The organism is Streptomyces sp. NPDC032091 (genome assembly GCF_055580265.1).
Genome location: NZ_JBVILR010000003.1, coordinates 199,074 through 218,673 on the forward strand (window position 1 = coordinate 199,074; position 19,600 = coordinate 218,673).

Annotated in this window: 15 protein-coding genes; 6 read left to right on the forward strand and 9 right to left on the reverse strand. The window is 74.5% G+C overall.

Translation table 11 applies throughout. The annotated features are described in order from the left end of the window. Window positions 1-18 precede the first annotated feature (18 nt). A complete protein-coding gene (locus ACZ5NJ_RS06685; protein WP_468763496.1) occupies window positions 19-1,497 on the reverse strand; it encodes a M28 family metallopeptidase in 1,479 nt (492 codons plus the stop codon). A gap of 260 nt (window positions 1,498-1,757) precedes the next feature. On the opposite strand from ACZ5NJ_RS06685, the gene ACZ5NJ_RS06690 reads away from it, so the two are divergent. Both ACZ5NJ_RS06690 and pepN read left to right on the forward strand, forming a co-directional pair. Further along, window positions 1,758-2,786 carry an aspartate-semialdehyde dehydrogenase gene (locus ACZ5NJ_RS06690; RefSeq protein WP_468763498.1) on the forward strand — a complete coding sequence of 343 codons (1,029 nt, stop codon included), beginning with the start codon at window positions 1,758-1,760 and terminating at the stop codon, window positions 2,784-2,786. Window positions 2,787-2,948: 162 nt separating this feature from the next. Then, window positions 2,949-5,516, forward strand: a complete 2,568-nt coding sequence (pepN, locus tag ACZ5NJ_RS06695; protein ID WP_468763501.1) for an aminopeptidase N — start codon at window positions 2,949-2,951, stop codon at window positions 5,514-5,516. Between the two features lie 49 nt (window positions 5,517-5,565). On the opposite strand, the gene ACZ5NJ_RS06700 is transcribed toward pepN, so the two are convergent. The 4 genes from ACZ5NJ_RS06700 to ACZ5NJ_RS06715 all read right to left on the reverse strand — a co-directional run bounded on the left by ACZ5NJ_RS06700 (window position 5,566) and on the right by ACZ5NJ_RS06715 (window position 9,699). Beyond that, complete coding sequence (locus ACZ5NJ_RS06700; RefSeq protein WP_468763504.1) at window positions 5,566-6,657, reverse strand: DNA polymerase III subunit beta family protein; 1,092 nt, start codon at window positions 6,655-6,657, stop codon at window positions 5,566-5,568. 58 nt (window positions 6,658-6,715) lie between these two features. Then, window positions 6,716-7,630 carry a LysR family transcriptional regulator gene (locus ACZ5NJ_RS06705; RefSeq protein WP_468763506.1) on the reverse strand — a complete coding sequence of 305 codons (915 nt, stop codon included), beginning with the start codon at window positions 7,628-7,630 and terminating at the stop codon, window positions 6,716-6,718. 9 nt (window positions 7,631-7,639) lie between these two features. Then, window positions 7,640-8,581, reverse strand: a complete 942-nt coding sequence (locus ACZ5NJ_RS06710) for a DMT family transporter (protein ID WP_468763509.1) — start codon at window positions 8,579-8,581, stop codon at window positions 7,640-7,642. Between the two features lie 167 nt (window positions 8,582-8,748). After that, a complete protein-coding gene (locus ACZ5NJ_RS06715) occupies window positions 8,749-9,699 on the reverse strand; it encodes an EamA family transporter (protein WP_468763511.1) in 951 nt (316 codons plus the stop codon). A 171-nt stretch (window positions 9,700-9,870) separates the two neighbouring features. Between ACZ5NJ_RS06715 and ACZ5NJ_RS06720 the strand changes: the two genes are divergently transcribed. Then, complete coding sequence (locus ACZ5NJ_RS06720) at window positions 9,871-10,380, forward strand: MarR family winged helix-turn-helix transcriptional regulator (RefSeq protein ID WP_468763514.1); 510 nt, start codon at window positions 9,871-9,873, stop codon at window positions 10,378-10,380. Window positions 10,381-10,535: 155 nt separating this feature from the next. Here the strand turns inward: ACZ5NJ_RS06720 and ACZ5NJ_RS06725 are convergent, their stop codons facing one another. Genes ACZ5NJ_RS06725 through ACZ5NJ_RS06735 form a run of 3 tightly spaced genes read right to left on the reverse strand, consistent with a single transcriptional unit; the run spans window position 10,536 to window position 13,044 of the window. Then, window positions 10,536-10,775, reverse strand: coding sequence for a hypothetical protein (locus ACZ5NJ_RS06725; RefSeq protein ID WP_468763516.1), 240 nt, complete (start codon window positions 10,773-10,775; stop codon window positions 10,536-10,538). Window positions 10,776-10,795: 20 nt separating this feature from the next. After that, a complete protein-coding gene (locus ACZ5NJ_RS06730) occupies window positions 10,796-12,796 on the reverse strand; it encodes a 4-alpha-glucanotransferase (RefSeq protein WP_468763518.1) in 2,001 nt (666 codons plus the stop codon). A 17-nt stretch (window positions 12,797-12,813) separates the two neighbouring features. Next, window positions 12,814-13,044, reverse strand: coding sequence for a hypothetical protein (locus tag ACZ5NJ_RS06735; RefSeq protein WP_468763521.1), 231 nt, complete (start codon window positions 13,042-13,044; stop codon window positions 12,814-12,816). Window positions 13,045-13,272: 228 nt separating this feature from the next. Here ACZ5NJ_RS06735 and ACZ5NJ_RS06740 point away from each other — a divergent pair, with 228 nt between their 5' ends. Further along, on the forward strand, window positions 13,273-16,275 hold the full coding sequence (locus ACZ5NJ_RS06740; RefSeq protein ID WP_468763523.1) for a beta-N-acetylglucosaminidase domain-containing protein: 3,003 nt from the start codon (window positions 13,273-13,275) through the stop codon (window positions 16,273-16,275). A 66-nt stretch (window positions 16,276-16,341) separates the two neighbouring features. Here the strand turns inward: ACZ5NJ_RS06740 and ACZ5NJ_RS06745 are convergent, their stop codons facing one another. Beyond that, on the reverse strand, window positions 16,342-16,890 hold the full coding sequence (locus tag ACZ5NJ_RS06745; RefSeq protein ID WP_468763525.1) for an HNH endonuclease: 549 nt from the start codon (window positions 16,888-16,890) through the stop codon (window positions 16,342-16,344). A gap of 265 nt (window positions 16,891-17,155) precedes the next feature. On the opposite strand from ACZ5NJ_RS06745, the gene ACZ5NJ_RS06750 reads away from it, so the two are divergent. Together ACZ5NJ_RS06750 and ACZ5NJ_RS06755 are read left to right on the forward strand one after the other, a co-directional pair. Continuing rightward, on the forward strand, window positions 17,156-18,217 hold the full coding sequence (locus ACZ5NJ_RS06750) for a mechanosensitive ion channel family protein (protein ID WP_468763528.1): 1,062 nt from the start codon (window positions 17,156-17,158) through the stop codon (window positions 18,215-18,217). Between the two features lie 119 nt (window positions 18,218-18,336). Then, window positions 18,337-19,539, forward strand: coding sequence for an ROK family transcriptional regulator (locus ACZ5NJ_RS06755; RefSeq protein WP_468763530.1), 1,203 nt, complete (start codon window positions 18,337-18,339; stop codon window positions 19,537-19,539). The last annotated feature ends 61 nt before the right edge of the window (window positions 19,540-19,600 follow it).

The following is a 19,600-nucleotide window of genomic DNA, read 5'->3' on the forward strand; positions in this document are numbered from 1 at the left end:
CCCCCTCGGGCCGCTACGTCACTTCCCGAGCGAGCTCAGGTCCTGGGCGTAGGTGCCCACCGCGTACGCGATCACGTCCAGGTTGGTGTCGAACGCCTTGAGGTCCAGGTTCTTCAGGGTGTCCCCCGCCCCGTGGTAGTTCGGGTCGTACGGGGCCCCGGCGGTGCCGCCGTAGCGCTTGGCCTGCTCGGCGGTCTTGACGCCCTCGGCGCCGGTGAAGGTGCCGCCCGCCGGGATGCCGTTCTCGATGAACGGGCCGTAGTCGGAACGGCCGTCGAAGTCGCTGCCCTCGTGCGGCTTGCCCTTCCGGTCCAGGAAGCCGTTGATCAGCGACTCGATCTGCGCCGAGCCGGCCGGGCCGGCGCCCGCGCCCGTCTTGTCGGAGTCGTCGCCGTCGTAGACGAACTGCACCGGGTTCGGCGAGGCGATCATGTCGAAGTTCAGGTAGAGGGCGATGTCCTTCTTCTGCTGCGCGGACAGCTGCCCCACGTAGTGCTCGGAGCCCAGCAGGCCCAGCTCCTCCGCCGACCACCAGGCGAAGCGCACCTTGTTGGCCGGGCCCTTGCCCTTCTTGTTGGCGCCCTCGTCGGCAAGCTTGAGGGCCACTTCGAGAAGGCCGGCCGAGCCGGAGCCGTTGTCGTTGATGCCCGGGCCCTCGGGGACGGAGTCCAGGTGCGCGCCCACCGTGACGACGCGGTCGGCGCGGCCGCCCCTGGTCTCGGCGATCACGTTGCGCGTGGTCTTCTTCACGTGCTCCTGGTCCAGGTCCAGGCGCACCTTCACCTCGCCCTTCGCGGCGGCCGCGGCCAGCGCCTCGCCGTCGGCCAGGGTGATGCCCGCGCTGGGGATGATCCCCTCGGAGGGGGAGGAGAACCCGCCGCGGACCGCGGTGGTGCCGCTGTGGTTGTAGACGATCACGCCCACCGCGCCCGCCGCGGCGGCGGCCCGCTGCTTCTCCACGAAGGTGCACGCGCCCCGCTTGACCAGGGCGATCTTCCCGGTGAAGGTGCCGGAGGCGTAGTCGTCGGCGGTGCAGCCCGGGGTCTCGTCGACCCGGGCGAGGGCCAGCGGGGCGGTCAGCCCGCCGGCCGGGGTGGACTTGGTGAAGGTGAAGGCGGCGGTGGCCAGCTCGCGCGGCTGGTCGCCGAGGACGGTGGTCCGTTCCGTCTTCGTGTGCGCCTGGTAGATGTCGAAGTCCTGGTACGAGACCGCGTAGCCGGCCTTCTCCAGGGTGTCGTGGACGTAGGCGGCGGAGGCGGCGTGGCCCGGCGTGCCCGCGGCGCGGTTGCCGCCGTTGGCGTCGGCGATCTGCTGGAACTTCGCCAGGTGGCGGTAGGCCCCGCGCGCGGTGACCTCCTCGACGAGCTCCTTGGCGAGCCGGCCCTCGCGCGGGTGGGCGGCGGCGGCCGGGCCGGCGGTCAGCAGGACGGGCGCGGCGACGGTGACGGCCGCGAGGGCGGCGAGGGCGGGTATCGAGCGGCGGCGGATGGTCCGCATGGTGGTCTTCCCCCCGGGTGGCGGTTTCGGATTCTGGTGGGCCGCGTCCGGATAACGATCACGGCTGAACGGACGCTAACCGGCTTCGACCAGGCAAATCGGACCTTCGGCGGCCCTGAAACACGCCCGCCATGGACTCGTCACCGGGGTTCACGGGTCCGACACTGTCCGCACCTCGGACAATGGATTGGACAAGCCTCGTGGGGTCGAACGCATGATGGCCTCACGCGCGCCCGCGTCCACGTATCGAAGGAGTCACCGTGAGGGTCGGAATCGTCGGAGCCACCGGACAGGTCGGCGGAGTCATGCGCGGCATCCTCGCCGAGCGGAAGTTCCCGGTCGACGAGCTGCGGCTCTTCGCCTCGGCCCGTTCCGCCGGCTCGACCCTGGAGTGGCAGGGCCGCGAGATCACCATCGAGGACGCCTCCACCGCCGACTACTCCGGCCTGGACATCGTGCTCTTCTCCGCGGGCGGCGCGACCTCCAAGGCCCTGGCCGAGAAGGTCGCCTCCCAGGGCGCCGTCGTGATCGACAACTCCTCCGCCTGGCGTGGCCACCCCGAGGTCCCCCTCGTGGTCTCCGAGGTCAACCCGCACGCGATCAAGAACCGCCCCAAGGGCATCATCGCGAACCCGAACTGCACCACGATGGCCGCGATGCCGGTCCTGCGCCCCCTCCACGACGAGGCCGGCCTGACCGCGCTGATCGCCACCACCTACCAGGCCGTCTCCGGCTCCGGCCTGGCGGGCGTGGCCGAGCTCAAGGGCCAGGCCTGCGCGGTCTCCGAGGCCGCCGACCAGCTGACCTTCGACGGCGGCGCGGTGGAGTTCCCCGAGCCGGCGGTCTACAAGCGCCCGATCGCGTACAACGTGGTCCCGCTCGCGGGCAACCTGGTCGACGACGGCTCCTTCGAGACCGACGAGGAGCAGAAGCTCCGCAACGAGTCCCGCAAGATCCTGGAGATCCCCGGCCTCAAGGTCTCCGGCACCTGCGTGCGCGTGCCCGTCTTCTCGGGCCACTCCCTCCAGGTCAACGCCCGCTTCGAGCGCCCGATCAGCGTCGAGCGCGCCTACGAGCTGCTGAAGGACGCCCCGGGCGTCGAGCTGTCCGAGATCCCGACCCCCCTCCAGGCCGCCGGCCGCGACGCCTCGTACGTGGGCCGCATCCGGGTGGACGAGACGGTCGACAACGGCCTCGCGCTGTTCCTCTCCAACGACAACCTCCGCAAGGGCGCCGCGCTGAACGCGGTGCAGATCGCGGAGCTCGTGGCCGAGGAGCTGCGCGGCTGACGCCCGCGGCGCAGACGGGGGCGGCGACGGTGACGGTGACGGCGCCGCCCCTTCGCATGGGGAGGGGGAAACGTCCTGTTCGCCTCTGGATTACTCCTGCCCGGGGGCGGGCCCTCCATGGAAGGATGACCGGGCAACGTCACCATCAAAGGAGATGAACGCGTGCCTGGCACGAATCTCACCCGTGAAGAGGCTCAGCAGCGGGCGAAGCTGCTCACCGTCGACTCGTACGAGATCGAACTCGATCTCAGCGGCGCGCAGGAGGGCGGTACCTTCCGGTCCGCGACCACCGTGCGCTTCCAGTCGGCCGAGGCGGGGGCCGGCACCTTCATCGACCTGGTCGCGCCGGCCGTGCACGAGGTCGTACTGAACGGCAAGGCCCTGGACGTGGCCGCCGTCTTCCGCGACTCGCGGATCGCCCTGGACCACCTGGCCGCCGGGGCCAACGAGCTCCTCGTCGTCGCGGACTGCGCCTACACCAACACCGGCGAGGGCCTGCACCGCTTCGTCGACCCGGTCGACCAGCAGGCGTACCTGTACACCCAGTTCGAGGTGCCGGACGCGAGGCGGGTCTTCGCCAGCTTCGAGCAGCCCGACCTGAAGGCGACATTCCGGTTCACCGTGACGGCCCCCGAGGGCTGGACGGTCATCTCGAACTCCCCGACGCCGGAGCCCAAGGACCGGGTGTGGGCCTTCGAGCCGACCCCGCGGATCTCCTCGTACATCACCGCCCTGATCGTGGGCCCGTACCACGCGGTGCACAGCTCGTACGAGGGCAAGGACGGCCAGGTCGTCCCGCTCGGCATCTACTGCCGCCCCTCGCTCGCCGAGTTCCTCGACGCGGACGCGATCTTCGACGTCACCCGGCAGGGCTTCGACTGGTTCCAGGAGAAGTTCGCGTACGACTACCCGTTCGCGAAGTACGACCAGCTCTTCGTGCCCGAGTTCAACGCGGGCGCGATGGAGAACGCGGGCGCGGTCACCATCCGCGACCAGTACGTCTTCCGGTCGAAGGTGACGGACGCGTCGTACGAGGTGCGCGCGGAGACCATCCTGCACGAGCTCGCCCACATGTGGTTCGGCGACCTCGTCACCATGGAGTGGTGGAACGACCTGTGGCTGAACGAGTCGTTCGCCACGTACACCTCGATCGCCTGCCAGGCCTACGCCGAGGGCTCGAAGTGGCCCCACGCCTGGACCACGTTCGCGAACTCCATGAAGACCTGGGCCTACCGGCAGGACCAGCTGCCGTCCACCCACCCGATCATGGCCGACATCCGCGACCTCGACGACGTCCTGGTCAACTTCGACGGCATCACGTACGCCAAGGGCGCCTCGGTGCTCAAGCAGCTCGTCGCGTACGTCGGCATGGACGCCTTCTTCAAGGGCGTGCAGGCGTACTTCAAGGCGCACGCGTTCGGCAACACGCGCCTGTCGGACCTGCTGGGCGCCCTGGAGGAGACCTCGGGCCGCGACCTGGCCGCCTGGTCGAAGGCGTGGCTGGAGACGGCCGGCATCAACGTGCTGCGCCCGCGGATCGAGACGGACGCCGACGGGGTCGTCACCTCCTTCGCGGTCCGCCAGGAGGCCCCGGCCCTGCCGGCGGGCGCCAAGGGCGAGCCGGTGCTCCGCCCGCACCGCATCGCGGTGGGCCTGTACGACCTGGACGGCGGCAGGCTGGTCCGCACGGACCGGATCGAGCTGGACATCGACGGCGAGCTGACGGACGTGCCGGAGCTGGTCGGGCGGGCCCGTCCGGCGGTGGTCCTGCTCAACGACGACGACCTGTCGTACGCCAAGGTCCGTCTGGACGAGGTCTCGCTGGCCAACGTCACCGCGCACCTGGGCGACTTCACCGAGTCGCTGCCGCGGGCGCTGTGCTGGGCGTCGGCGTGGGACATGACCCGCGACGGCGAGCTGGCGACGCGCGACTACCTGGCGCTGGTGCTGTCGGGCATCGCCAAGGAGTCGGACATCGGCGTCGTCCAGTCGCTGCACCGCCAGGTGAAGCTGGCCATCGACGTGTACGCCGACCCGGCGTGGCGCGAGCAGGGCCTGGCGGCCTGGACGGAGGCCACGCTGGAGCACATGCGCGCGGCCGAGCCGGGCAGCGACCACCAGCTGGCGTGGGCCCGCGCGTTCGCGGCGACGGCGCGTACGGAAGGGCAGCTGGACCTGCTGGCCGGCCTGCTGGCCGGTACGGAGACCATCGAGGGCCTGGTCGTGGACACCGAGCTGCGCTGGGCGTTCCTGGAGCGCCTGGCCGCCACGGGCCGCGCCGACGAGCCGGAGATCGCGGCGGAGCTGGAGCGGGACGCGACGGCGGCCGGTGAGCGGCACGCCGAGACGGCGCGGGCCGCGCGTCCGACGGCGGAGGCCAAGGCGGCGGCCTGGGCCGCGGTGGTGGAGTCCGGCGACCTGCCGAACGCGGTGCAGGAGGCCGTGATCGTCGGCTTCGTGCAGAGCGACCAGCGCGAGCTGCTCGCGCCGTACACGCAGAAGTACTTCGCGGTGGTCAAGGACGTCTGGGACGGCCGCAGCCACGAGATCGCCCAGCAGATCGCGGTGGGGCTCTACCCCTCGCTCCAGGTCTCGCAGGCGACCCTGGACGCGACGGACGCGTGGCTGGCGTCGGCCGAGCCGAACGCGGCCCTGCGCCGTCTGGTCTCGGAGTCCCGGTCGGGCATCGAGCGCGCCCTGAAGGCCCAGGCCGCGGACGCCGCGGCCTGATCCCCGGCGCCCCGCCCTCCCCCGGGGGGCGGGGCACCGGGCCGCCGGTTCAGTCGTCCAGGCGGACCGGCATCAGCAGCGAGAAGGCCGTCTCGTCCCCGGGGCGGCGGACGGCCAGCGGGGCCGTCGGCGCCCCGAGTTCCAGGAGCAGCCGGTCCGCGGCGCCCGCGGCGAGGGCCTCCAGCAGGTAGGCCCGGTTGACGGCGACCCGGTCCGGGTCGGCGTCCCCGTCGCCCTCCTCGCAGAGGACCGCCTCCTCGCCGGCCACCGTGAGCAGGCTGAGGTCGCAGGCGTTGCCGTCGCGGCCCTCGCCCGCCACGACGGGTCCGTTCTCCAGGGCCGCGCGGAAGGCCGGCACGTCGACGAGGGCGCGGCGGCCCGCGGGCAGCCGGACCAGGCGCCGGTAGTCGGGGTAGTCGTGGTCCGGGCAGGTGCCGGCGGTCTGGCGGTCCCCGGCCTCCAGGGACACCCGGTCGCCGTCCACGGTGAGCAGCGCGGTGGCGCAGTCGCCGAGCAGCGCCCGCATCGCGTCGGCGAGCGGCGACGGCACCACGACCTGGGTGCGGGGCCCCTCGTGTCCGTCGGCGGCGACCCGGGCGACCGCGATGCGGTAGCGGTCGGTGGCCACCAGGTGCAGGCTCTGCCCGTCGAGGTCGAAGAGGACGCCGCCGAGGGCGGGCAGTTCCGGGTCGGCGGCGGCCGCGAAGCGGACCGAGTCGAAGGCGGCGGCCAGTGCGGCGGCCGGTACGGACACCCGGGCGTGCGCGGTGCTGAGCGGGGCCATGGGGTTCTCCTTGCGTTCGAAGAGGGAGCGGACCGTGGAGAACTCGCTGCGCGCCTCGGCCAGGCCGTGTTCGAGCCGGCGCAGATGGGCCTGGAGCAGCTGCCGTACGACCCCGGTGTCCGGGCCGGGCCAGCCGGCCAGGACGAGCCGGATGTCCGCCAGCGGCATGCCCGCCCGGCGCAGCCGCGCCAGCAGGCGGGCCTCGTCCACCTGCTCGGGGCCGTACCAGCGGTAGCCGCTGACCGGGTCCACCCGGGCCGGGACGAGCACGCCGGCCCGGTCGTAGAACCGCAGGGCGCTCACCCCGAGGCCGCTGTCCCGGGCCGTCTCGCCGATACTGCGCATCGTGTTCTCCACGCCCGTCACTGTGGTCCCTGCACCAGGTCGAGGGTCAACTTCCGTCCGGCCGCCGCGCTCACCGCGCGTCCGACGGGCCCGGTCCGGCGGCCCGGCGGAGGGCGTCGAGGACGCGGGCGACGGCGGGGGCCACGTCGCCGCCGCGGCGCGTGGCGGCGATGACGTGGCGGGTCGGGCGGTCGTGCGGGAGCGGGCGGACGGTGACGCCGGTGGCGCGGCCGGCCGCCATGCGGGGGATCAGCGCGACGCCCATGCCCGCTTCCACGAGGGCGAGGATCGCGGTCCAGCCGGCGGCCGAGTGGGCCTGTTCCGGTACGAAGCCGGCCGCCTCGCACGCGGTCCGGGTGATCTCCGACCAGGGGCCCGAGCCCCCGTAGATCCAGGGTTCCGAGGAGAGGTCCGCCAGGCGCAGGGCGGGCGCGGCGGCCAGCCGGTGGTCCGGCGGCAGCGCCACGTCCAGGGGGTCGGCCAGCAGCGGGATCCGGGTGAAGCGCGGGTCCCGGGCCGTGGGGGCGTGCGCGGCCAGCGACACGGCGAGGTCGACGGCCCCCTCGGCCAGCAGTTCGCAGGACTCCGCCGCCTCGGCCTCCCGTACGCGGACCTCCACACCGGGGTGGGTCCGCCGGAGCGCGGCCACGGCGGGCACGACGAGGGCGGGGACCGCGGTGGAGAAGGCGCCGACCCGGACCTCCCCGGTCTCGCCGGCCCGGTACCCGGCGAGCTCGGCCCCGGCGCGTTCCAGCTGGGCGAACACCGCCTCGGTGTGCCGCAGGACGAGGTGGGCCGCGTCGGTGAGGCGCACGCCCCGGCCCTGGGCCTCCAGCAGCGCCACGCCCAGCTGGCGGGCGAGGTTGGTCAGTTGCTGCGAAACGGCCGAGGGCGTCATGTGCAGCGCCTCGGCCGTGGCGGTCACGGTGCCCCGGTCGGCCAGGGTCCGCAGGATCCGCAGCTTCTTGATGTCCCAGTCGGTCACGGGGTGAAACTACCGGCGGGCCGCACTGCCCAGGGCGACCCCGCCCAGGATCAGGGCCGTGCACAGCAGCTGGGCCGGGCCGGTGCGCTCGCCCAGCAGGAGCAGGCCGAGGCCGGCGACGCAGACGGGCTGGAGGTAGTAGACGACGCCCGCGCGGGCCGCGCCGATCAGGGAGACGGCCCGGTTCCAGGCGAAGAAGGCGACGGCGGAGGAGAAGACCCCGACGTAGAGGAGCGGGCCGACCGTGCCGGCGGTCGCCTCGAAGCCGCCCTGGACGGTGAGGGAGACCGCGTACGCGGGGGCCAGCATCAGGGCGCCGAGCACGAAGGTGGTGATCAGGAAGGCCAGTCCGCCGATCTCGGCGGGCTTGCGCTTGAGGAGTGCGCTGTAGGTGGCGAAGGAGAAGGCGGCGGCGAACATCCACAGGTCGCCGGCGCCGAAGTCGAAGCTCAGGGAGCCGTCGCCGACCAGCAGCAGCACGCCGAAGGCCGCGAGCAGCATCCCGGCCACGCGCCGGGCGCCGAGCCGCTCTCCGCCGAGGCGGGCGTAGAGGGCCATGACGACCGGCGAGGCCGCCATGATCGTGCCCATGTTGGAGGCGGAGGTGGTCAGCCCGGCCTGGTGGACGAGGGTGTTGTAGAGGGTGACGCCGAAGAGGGTGGCGAGGCTGATGTAGCCGAGGTGGCGGCGGATCAGGGCGCGCTGCTGCCAGGCCTGGCGGGCGGCGAAGGGGGCGACCGCGACGGCGGCGATGATCCAGCGCCAGAAGACGGCCTGGACCGGCGGGACGGTCCCGGCCATGCCGCGGGTGGCGACGAAGCTGCCGGACCAGACGACCGTCGCCAGCAGGGCGAGGAGGACGCCGAGGCCGAGGGCCCCCTTCGTCCCCGTGCCGGTCGTGGGCTGCCGGTCCTGCTGTGAGATGGTCCGGGCGCGGTCCGTGACGGCCACTTCTGGTGTCCCCCTCCGGGTTTCGTCGGTTGTGGTGCGCTTACCGTCGCATCCCGGGACCATCCAGGTCCATCGAAAGATTTTGACAGGTCGGTTAAGTGAAAACGAAAGGTCCCCGGGAGGTCGGATACCGACCTCCCGGGGACCGGGGGAAGAGTGCCGGGGCCTCAGGCGAGCTTCACCTTGGGGGCCTCGACCGCCGGGGCCTGCGCCGCGGCCTGCTCCGGCCCGGCCGCCTCCGCCGCGGCCTCCGCCTTGGGAGCCCGGCCGGGGAGCTGGCCGTACACGGTGGCGCCGAAGGCGATCGCCATGCCGAGCACCTGCACGGAGGTCAGCGACTGGTCGAGCGCGGCCCAGCCGATGACGGCGGCGGTCAGCGGGGAGAGCGGGCCGAGCAGGGTGACCGAGGTGGCGGAGAGCTTGCCGATGCCGCGGAACCAGAGGAAGTAGGCGGCACCGGTGTTGATCAGCATCATGTAGCCGTACCCGAGGAAGGCCTTGCCGTCGAGCGCCGGCGGGGCGCCCTCGACCAGGGCGGCGATCGGGATGATGACCAGTCCGCCGGCGGTGAGCTGCCAGCCGGTCACGGCCAGCGGCCCGACGCCCTCGGGGCGCCCCCAGAGCTTGGTCATCACGGTGCCGGCGCCCATGGAGGCCGAGGAGACGATGCCGGCGATGACGCCGACGAGGTCGAGCTGTGCCTGGGAGGTCAGCACCACCATGCTCACGCCGAGGGCGGCGACGATCGCGGCGAGGACGTTGCGCAGCCGGGCCCGCTCGCCGAGCAGCAGGGCGGCCAGTCCGACGACGAAGAGCGGGCCGGCGGAGCCCAGGACGGCGGCGACCCCGCCGGGGAGGCGGTAGGCGGCGAGGAAGAGGAGCGGGAAGAAGGCGCCGATGTTGAGCGTGCCGAGGACCGCCGACTTCCACCACCAGGCGCCCTTGGGGAGCGTCCGGGAGAGGGCGACCAGCAGGAGACCGGCGGGCAGGGCCCGCATCGCGCCGGTGAAGAGCGGCCGGTCCGGCGGCAGCATCTCACTGGCGACGAAGTAGGTCGAGCCCCAGGAGACGGGGGCGAGTGCGGTCAGAACGATGGTGGTGACTCGGTTCACGGTCACTCACTCCTCGGGCAGGTGGCGGGTACGGCGGGTGGGGACGTTGGCCGCGACCCACCCGGGGGCCCGTCCCGGCCTCCCCGGGTAGGTCGCTGGTAAGTAGCTTAGCACTAAGCTACTTTTTAGCAAGCGACTTTCTTGTGAGTGAGTAAGCGGAACCGGATACTGGTGGGTATGACCGCACTGCAGAAGGACACCGCCAAGGACGCCGTCGACGCGATCACCGACCAGTGGTACGCGGTGCGTCCCGACCTCGACACCACGCCCATGGCCGTCTTCGGCCGGATCTACCGGATCTCGAAGGCCATGGGAGACGCGGTGGAGCGCGCGTACAACCGCCATGGAGTGTCGCGCGGGGAGTTCGACGTGATCGCCACGCTGAGGCGATCCGGAACCCCGTACACGCTCTCGCCGCGCCAGCTGTCGGCCACCCTGATGCTGACGACGGGCGGTATGACCGGGCGCCTGGACAAGCTGGAGAAGGCCGGGCTGCTGACCCGCAGCCCCGACCCGAACGACCGGCGCGGGCTCCAGGTGACCCTGACCGACCGTGGACTGGCCCTGGTGGACGAGGCGGTCGCCGACGGCATCGAGGTGAACCGGGCCGGCCTCGCCGACTTCAGCCCCGAGGAGGTCGAGGTGCTCGGCGGCCTGCTGCGCAAGCTCCTCGCCGACATGCCCTGAGGCCGGCGCGCCCGGGGCCCGGGGACGCCCCGCGCCCGGGCGCCCGTACCCGGGTACGCCAAGGCGCCGGAGGTCGCTGCGGGACCGGCTCGTGCCGGCTCCGCGGACCTCCGGCGCCCGGAAGTGCTGGAGTGCTGGGACCGCCCGGGGGCGGGTCAGCCCTGGTTCTGCTGCTTGCGCGACTTGTCGCCGACCATCACGAGACCCGCGATGACCAGGAAGATCACGATCGGCGCGGCCACGTAGAGGCCGAGGGTCTCGCCGATGCTCAGCCCCTTGCCCGGGTCGTCGCCGTCGTCGCGGGTGAGCGCCAGGGCGGGAGACGTCATCAGCAGCATCATCAGCGCGGTTCCGGCCGAGACGGCGCCGGCGCGCAGAGCGTTCTTCTTGTCCACGGTGCAAACGTAGCGAACACCTAAAGCGGGCGCGCGCCCGGGGGTGCCGTACGGGTCTGCGCGCCCTCCCGCACCGCGCTCAGCAGGGCGTTCGCCCGGGGCGAGGCCGTCAGCGCCTCCAGCGTCAGCGGCCGGCCCGCCGCGTCGGCCACCGGCAGCCGCCAGTTGGGGTACTGGTCCCAGGTGCCCGGCAGGTTCTGCGGCCGCCGGTCCCCCACCGCGTCCGGCAGCCACACGCCGACCAGCCGGGCGGGGGTGCGCAGCAGGAAGGCGTACAGGGCCCGTACGGCGCCCTCCTCGTCCTTGGCCTCCAGCCCCAGCCCGTCCAGCAACCGCAGCCACTGCGCGGTGTCGGCGGCGTCCTCGGCCCGCTCCTGCTCCACCGGGCGGGTCAGCAGGCCCAGCCGGTCGCGGAGTTCGACGTGCGCGCCGGCCAGCTTGGCGGCGGTCGGCGGCAGGTCGTGGGTGGTCGCGGTGGCCAGGCAGTCGGCCCGCCAGGCCCCGGGCGCCAGGGGCTGCCCGTCCCCGGACCAGTCCCGCTCGAACCAGAGCACGGAGGTCCCGAGGATCCCGCGCCGGGCCAGCGCCTCCCGGACCCGGGGCTCGACCGTCCCCAGGTCCTCGCCGACCACCACCGCGCCCGCCCGGTGGGCCTCCAGGACCAGGACGGCGAGCATGGCCTCGCCGTCGTAGGAGACGTACGTGCCCTCGGCGGGCGGGGTCCCCTCGGGGATCCACCAGAGCCGGAACAGGCCCATGACGTGGTCCACGCGCACCGCGCCCGCGTACCGGAACACCCCGCGCAGCAGGGCCCGGAAGGGGGCGTACGCGGCGGCCTCCAGCGCGTCGGGCCGCCAGGGCGGCAGCCCCCAGTCCTGGCCGCGCGCGTTGAAGGCGTCCGGCGGTGCGCCGACGGACACGTGCCGGGCGTGGAAGGGGCCCGTGAGGGCGTCCGAGCCGTCGGGGTGCACGCCGACGGCCAGGTCGTGGACGATGCCCACCTCCATCCCCGCCTCGCGGGCGGCCCGCTGGGCGGCGGTCAGCTGGGTGTCCGTCAGCCAGACCAGCCAGGCGTGGAAGTCGGCCCGCTCCCCGGGGTCCTCGCCGGCGGCGGCCGCGCACCAGGCGGCGTGCGCGGCCAGCCCCTCGCCCTGGGCGGCGCGGAACGCCCGGTAGGCGGCCTCCCGGGCGGGGGCGCGCGGGACGGAGTACAGCAGGTCCAGGGCGGCCCGCTTCAGGGCCCACACGGCGTCCCGGTCGATCAGGGCGCCCTTCTCCAGCACCTCGCGGCGCAGCTCCCCGCCCCGCCCGGCCAGTTCGGCCAGGGCCGCGCGGTCCGGGCAGGCCTCCCACTCGGGGAGGTCCTCGACGCACAGGTACACCGGGTCGGGGAAGCGCCGGGTGGCGGGCCGGTAGGGGGAGGGGTCGGTCGGGGCGCCGGGGACGGCCGCGTGCAGCGGGTTGACCTGGATGAACCCGGCGCCATGGGTGTGTGCGGCCCAGCGGGCCAGTGCGGCGAGGTCGCCGAGGTCGCCCATGCCCCAGGACCGCTCGGAGAGCAGGGAGTACAGCTGGACGAGCAGCCCGTGGGCCCGCTCGGGCGCCGCCGGGGCCCGGTCCGGGGCCACGATCAGGGTGGCCCCGGCGGTGCGGCCGTCGGGGGTCTCGGCGGTCAGCCGGTGCACCCCGAGGGGCGGCTGCGGGTCCCACGCCGCCTCCCCGGCCCCGTCCTCCAGGGTCAGCCGCAGCCGGGTCCCGGCCGGCAGCGCGGTCAGCGCCTCGGGGACGGGCTCGCCGCGCCACTGGACCACGGTCGGCGGGAGCAGCCGCCCGGCCGCCTCCTGTTCGGCGGAGTCGGCCATCTGCCGTACGTCCTCGGGGGTGTCCACGGGAATCCCGGTCAGGCCGAGCACGGAGCGGACCGTGGCCGGGGGCACCCGGACGGTGACGTCCTCGGCGGGCTGGTAGGAGGTGGCGACGCCGTGGTGGGCCGCGAGCCGGGCGAGGTCGTCCATCTGCATCCTTGGGGCTGGGAGGGCTAGGAGATCGCCTCGCTCGTGAGCGGGGCCTCGTGCACGAGCGGGGTCTCGCTGGTCAGCGGGGCGTACGCCGAGCCGGGCAGCGGGGTTTCACTGGTCAGCGGCGCGTCCGCGCACCCTGACAACGCCGGTGCCCCGGCCGGGGGCACGTCCGCGGGACCCGACCGGGCGGGCAGGTGGGCGAGCGGGGCGCGGCCACGGGCGGCGGGCGGCGCGGTGCGGGTCTTCATGGGGGCTCCCTCGTACGTGCTTCGGGCCGGTGCTCCGGACCCGGCCGGTCCGGCGGACCCGCCCATGCAACACCTGCGCCGGACACCGCAGCCATACCCAGTCCGGGGCACCGCATTCCCGGCCGATCTTGGTCAGATCGCCCGCCGTGGATTGACACTTCAGCCGCACGGGTGGTGGGCTCGGGCTCATTCGTACGGGCGGGGGACGACTCGGGACGGGGAGGCTCCGTGCAGCTCAGGGGCAGGAAGCGGAGCACCGCCGCGGCGGTCGCCGTCATAGGTTCGCTGCTGGGCGGGGCCGCGGCCTCGGTCCCCGAGGGCATGCTGGCCGCCACGCCCGGGTCCCCGGCCGTGCCGCGCCCCGACAGCGGGTCCGCCGCCGTGGCCTCCGGCGGCCCGGGACCGCTCCTCGACCCGGCGTACGACGTTCCGCGAGCCCCTTCCGAGGGTCCGGCGGTGTGGCCCCGGCCGCAGTCGGCGTCGGCCGACCCGGCCCGGGAGGTGCCGGTGGCGGCGGAGGCGGTGCTGGTGGCGCCGGCCGACGTGGACCCGTACGCCGTGGGCGTCGTGCGCGCCGCCCTGCGCGCGGCCGGCGTACGGACCCTGCACGACCGGCCGCCGGGGGCGGTGCTGCCCGAAGGGGCCCTCGTCGTACGGCTCCAGGGGCCCGACGCGGAGGCGGCGCTGCGGACGCTCGGCGCGGCCCCCGCGGGCGACCTGCCCGAGGGCGGCTACCGGCTGGCGGTGGGCAAGGCCGCGGGCCGGGACACGGTCGCGCTGGCCGGAGTGGGCGCGGACGGGCTGTTCCACGCCGCGCAGACGCTGCGTCAGCTGCTGGCGGCCGGGGGCGGGAAGGTGCCCGGGATGCTGGTGCGGGATTGGCCCATCGCACCGGTGCGCGGGGTCACCGAGGGGTTCTACGGGCAGCCGTGGACCCGGGAGCAGCGGCTCGCGCAGCTGGACTTCCTGGCCCGCACCAAGCAGAACCGGCTGCTGCTGGCGCCCGGTGACGACCCGTACCGGACGACGGCCTGGCGCGAGGAGTACCCGGAGGCGGCCCGCGAGGACTTCCGCGCGCTGGCGGAACGGGCCCGGGCCGACCACGTGACGCTGGGCTGGGCGGTGTCCCCGGGCCAGTCGATGTGCCTGGCCTCGGCGGAGAACCGGGCGGCGCTGCTGCACAAGGTGGACGCCATGTGGGACCTGGGCTTCCGGGCGTTCCAGCTGCAGTTCCAGGACGTCAGCTACGCCGAGTGGGGCTGCCGCGCCGACCGGGTGCGGTACGGGACGGGGCCCGTCGCGGCGGCGAAGGCGCACGCGGAGGTCGCGGGCGAGCTCGCGGCGCACCTGGCCGAGCGGCATCCGGGGGCGGCCCCGCTGTCGCTGCTGCCGACCGAGTACTTCCAGGAGGGCGCCACCGCCTACCGGACGGCCCTGGCCGGGGCCCTGGACCCGCGGGTGGAGGTGGCCTGGACGGGCGTGGGGGTGGTGCCGCGCACCATCACCGGCAAGGAGCTGGCCGGGGCGCGCTCCGCCCTCGGGCACCCGCTGGTGACGATGGACAACTACCCGGTCAACGACTGGGACCCGGACCGCATCTTCCTCGGCCCGTACGCCGGGCGCGAGCCGGCGGTGGCGGGCGGTTCGGCGGCGGTGCTGGCCAACGCGATGCCGCAGGGCACCCTGTCGCGGATCCCGCTGTTCACGGCCGCCGACTACGCCTGGAACCCGAGCGGGTACCGGCCCGGCGAGTCCTGGGCGGCGGCGGTGCGCGACCTGTCGGGCCCCGACCAGCGGACCCGCGCGGCGCTGGCCGCGCTGGCCGGGAACACGGCCTCCTCCGGGCTGAAGCTGGAGGAGTCGGCCTACCTCAAGCCGCTGGTGGAGGAGTTCTGGCGGGCCCGCGCGGCCGGGGACAAGGCCGCGGGCGACAGGCTCCGGGCGGCGTTCACGGTGCTGCGGGAGGCCCCGGCGCGGCTGCCCGGCCTCTCCGGGGAGGCGGGGCCGTGGCTGGAGCGGCTCTCGCGGTACGGGGCGGCGGGCGAACTGGCGGTGGACCTGCTGCGCGCGGAGGCCCGGGGGGACGGGGCGGCCGCCTGGCAGGCCTCGCGGGACCTGGCGGCGGCGCGGAGCGGGCTGGCGGAGCGGGACGGGGCCCGGGTGGACGCCTCGGTGCTGGACCCGTTCCTGGCGAAGGCGGCGGCGGAGTCGGACGCCTGGACCGGCGCGGCCCGGCCGGCCGGGACCGTGCGGCGCGATCCCGGCGCGTGGACGGTGTGGCTGGAGGAGCCGCGGCCGCTGGCGGCGGTCACGGCGATGACCGACCCGCTGGCGCCCGGATCGCGGGGCGCGGCGGTGGAGGTCCACGTGCCCGGCGAGGGCTGGCGCCGTATCGGGGAGGCGGCGGCGTCCGGGTGGACGCAGGCCGACGCGGGCGGCGTCCGGGCGGACGCCGTGCGGCTGTCGTGGGCCGGTGAGGAACCGGTGGTCCACCAGGTGGTGCCGTGGTTCGCGGACGATCCGCAGGCGGGGTTCGAACTGCCGGACGGGGGCCGGGTGGACGTGGAGGCCGGCGGGGCCGCGCGGACGGTGGCGGCGCAGCTGTCGGCGGTCCGCCCCGGCGAGGTCCGGGGCTCCCTCACCCTGTCGGGGCCCCCGCCGGCGGGCATCGAGGTCCGCCTCCCGGGCGAGGTCACGCTGCCGCGCGGGGGCCGGCTCTCCCTGCCGGTGGAGATCCGCGTCCCGGCGTCCACCCCGCCGGGCACGTACGCGATCCCCCTCGCCTTCGACGGCCAGGTGCGCACGCTCACCGTCCGGGCGGTCCCGCGCACCGGCGGCCCGGACCTGCTGCGGACGGCGAAGGTCACCTCCTCGGGGGACGAGTCGGCGCGCTTCCCCGCGTCGGCGGCGGTGGACGGCTCGGAGGCGACCCGGTGGTCCTCGAAGCCGGTGGACGGGGCGTGGTGGCAGGCGGAGCTGGCCGCCCCGGCCCGGATCGGGCTGCTGACCCTGCACTGGCAGGAGGCGTACGCGTCGGCGTTCCGGGTGGAGACCTCCTCGGACGGGGTCACCTGGCGCCCGGCCGCGTCGGTCTCCTCCCGCGGCGGCACGGACACCGTCCGCCTGGATCCCGCCCCGGACACCCGGTTCCTCCGCGTCACGTGCGACCGGCGCGCCACGCGCTACGGGTGCAGCCTGTGGTCCGCGACGGCGTTCGCGGTGGCGCCGTAAGGCCGGCCGCCGGGTTGCCGCAGCGCGGGGTGCCGTCACCGGCCCGCCCCGCGCGGCGGCGGCCCCTCAGGACGCGGCGGCGGTGGCCGGTACGCCGATGCGCTCCAGGGCGTCCTCCGCCCCGTACGGCTGGAGGTACGGCATCCACCGCGGATCCCGGTGCCCGGTGCCGATGATCCGCCAGGCCAGCCCCGAGGGCGGAGCCGGCTGGTGCCTCAGCCGCCACCCCAGTTCCAGCAGGTGGCGGTCGGCCTTGACGTGGTTGCAGCGCCGGCACGCGGCGACCACGTTGTCCCAGACGTGCTGGCCCCCCCGGCTGCGCGGGATGACGTGGTCCACGCTCGTCGCGACGGCCCCGCAGTACATGCAGCGGCCGCCGTCGCGGGCGAACAGCGCGCGGCGGGTGAGTGGAACGGGCCCCCGGTAGGGGACCCGCACGAAGCGCTTGAGCCGGACCACGCTGGGCGCGGGGACGGCCTGTGTCGCGCTGTGCAGGAAGGCGCCGGATTCCTCCAGGGAGATGGCCTTGTTCTCCAGGACGAGGACGAGCGCGCGGCGGAGCGGTACGACGCCGAGGGGCTCGTACGACGCGTTGAGGACCAGGACGTGCGGCACGGACTGCCTCCTTGTACGCCGGCGGCGCGTGGCTCGCGCCGGGACGATCTGTTCTCCAGTCTCCCCTTACGGCTGGTCGAAACGCCACCACGCGCCGGTAACGGGCCCGAGGTGTTTTCAACCACACTCCCTTCATCCCCAGGTGAGGGCGGTCTCTCCCTCGAACACGGCAACGAGGTCGGTCCCGTGCCCGGTTAGTGTGGAAGGCCTGCCCGTACACCCCGTTCCGTTTCCGCGGGCAGGACGCCATGCCTGGAGGTTCCCCGTGCCCTCGCCCGCCACCCTGCTCCCGTTGGCAGCGACCGCCACCGACGACGCAGCCGAGAGCGTGACCAACGCCGCGAGCTTCATCGAGGAGAACTGGGCCACCTGGCTGAGCATCGGCCTGCGCATCCTGCTGATCATCGTGATCGCGGCCGCGCTCCGCTCGGTGGTCCGAAAGGCGCTGACCAAGCTGATAAGCCGGATGAACACCAGCGCGGAGGCCGTGGAGGGCACCGCGCTCGGCGGGCTGCTGGTCAATGCCGAGCGGCGGCGCCAGCGTTCCGAGGCGATCGGCTCGGTGCTGCGTTCCGTGGCCTCGTTCCTGATCCTGGGGACGGCCGCGCTGATGGTGCTGGCGGCGCTGAAGATCGATCTGGCCCCGCTGCTGGCGAGTGCCGGTGTGGCCGGTGTGGCGATCGGTTTCGGTGCCCGCAACCTGGTGACGGACTTCCTGTCCGGCGTGTTCATGATCATGGAGGACCAGTACGGCGTCGGCGACAAGATCGACGCGGGCGTGGCCTCCGGCGAGGTGATCGAGGTCGGTCTGCGCGTGACCAAGCTGCGCGGCGACAGCGGTGAGATCTGGTACGTCCGCAACGGTGAGATCAAGCGCATCGGCAACCTCAGCCAGGGATGGGCGACCGCGGGCGTGGCCGTGCAGGTGAAGCCGACCGAGAACCTGGCGCGGCTGCGCGAGACCCTCCAGGAGGTGGCCGACGCCTTCGCCAAGGAGTCCCCGTGGGACGAGCGGCTGTGGGGTCCGGTGGAGGTGCTGGGCCTGGACGAGGTGCTGCTGGCCTCGATGACCGTGAAGGTGTCCGCGAAGACGATGCCGGGCCAGCAGTTCGCCGTGGAGCGCGAGCTGCGCTGGCGGATCAAGGAGGCCTTCGACGCCGCCGGCATCCGGATCATCGGCGGACTGGAGGCCGCCGGCGAGGAGGAGGCCCCGGCCGACCCGTCGGCCTCGGTCGCCGCGCCGTCGGTCCTGGCCAACCCCGCCTCTGCGCAGTCGCTGGCCACGACCCCGATCCCGCCGCCGGTCACGCCCCCGGTCACCAAGTGACCCCACGGTCCCCGAGCCTCCGCCCCGCCGGTCTTCCGGCGGGGCGGTTTCATTGACAGGGCTCGGCAGACAATAGGAAACTTACCTAACAGTTCGCTTCGGTGAGGGAGAGCCTCGTCATGCCCGCCGCCACGCCCGGAACGCCCAGCCTGCTGCGCGCCATGAACGACCGCGCCGCCCTGGAGCTGCTGCTGACGCACGGCCCCCTGTCCCGGACCCGCATCGGTCAGCTCACCGGCCTCTCCAAGCCCACCTCCTCCCAGCTGCTGGCCCGCCTGGAGGCCGCCGGGCTGGTCGTGGCCACCGGGACGGACGGGGGCCGGCCCGGCCCGAACGCCCAGCTCTACGCGCTCAACGCCCGCGCCGCCCACGTCGGCGGCCTCGACGTCACCCCCGACCGGGTGCTCGCCGCCGTCGCCGACCTCACCGGAGCCGTCGCCGGCCGCTTCGAGCTGCCCTACACCGAGGGCGCCGACGCCGTCGGCCAGGTCACCGGCGCCCTCGCCGGAGCCGTCGCGGACGCCGGCCTCGGCCCGGAGGACCTGCGCCGCGTGGTCATCGCCACCCCCGGCGCCTTCGACCCCCGCTCGGGCCGGCTGCGCTACGCCAGCCACCTCCCCGGCTGGCACTCCCCCACCCTCCTCGACGAACTGGCGGCGGCCCTGCCCGTGCCCGTGGAGTACGAGAACGACGTCAACCTCGCCGCCGTCGCCGAACAGCGCCTCGGCGCGGCGCGCGGCCACGAGGACTTCGTCCTGCTGTGGAACGAGGAGGGCCTCGGCGCCGCCCTGGTGCTCGGCGGCCGGCTGCACCGGGGCTGGACCGGCGGCGCGGGCGAGGTCGGCTTCCTCCCCGTACCCGGGCACCCCCTGGTCCGCCAGGTCGCCCGGGCCAACACCGGCGGCTACCAGGAGCTGGCCGGCGTCCAGGCGCTGCCCGCGCTCGCCGCGGAGGCGGGCGTCGACACCTCCGGGCTCCCCCTCGACGCCCAGGTGCCCGCCGCCGTCGCCCTGCTGCGGCGGGCCGCCGCCGAGCCCGAGGGGGCGCACCTGGGCTTCCTCCGCTCGTACGCCACCGCCCTCGCGACCGGTCTGGCCTCGCTGGTCGCCGTACTGGACCCGGAGATCGTGGTCCTGGCCGGGGACGCCATCGCCGCCGGCGGCGACCCGCTGCGCGCCCTGCTGGAGGCCGAGCTCGCCGAGCTGGCCCCTTCCCGTCCCCGGCTGGTCTCCGGCCAGGTCCGCGAACGGCCCGTGCTGCGCGGCGCCCTGGAGAGCGCCCTGGCCGCCACCCGGGAGGAAGTCTTCGACACCTCCCGCTAGCCCCCGCACCACCCGCCCCACCCCGCACCCCCTGCTCGGCATACCCCCCTCGGAAGTTCCT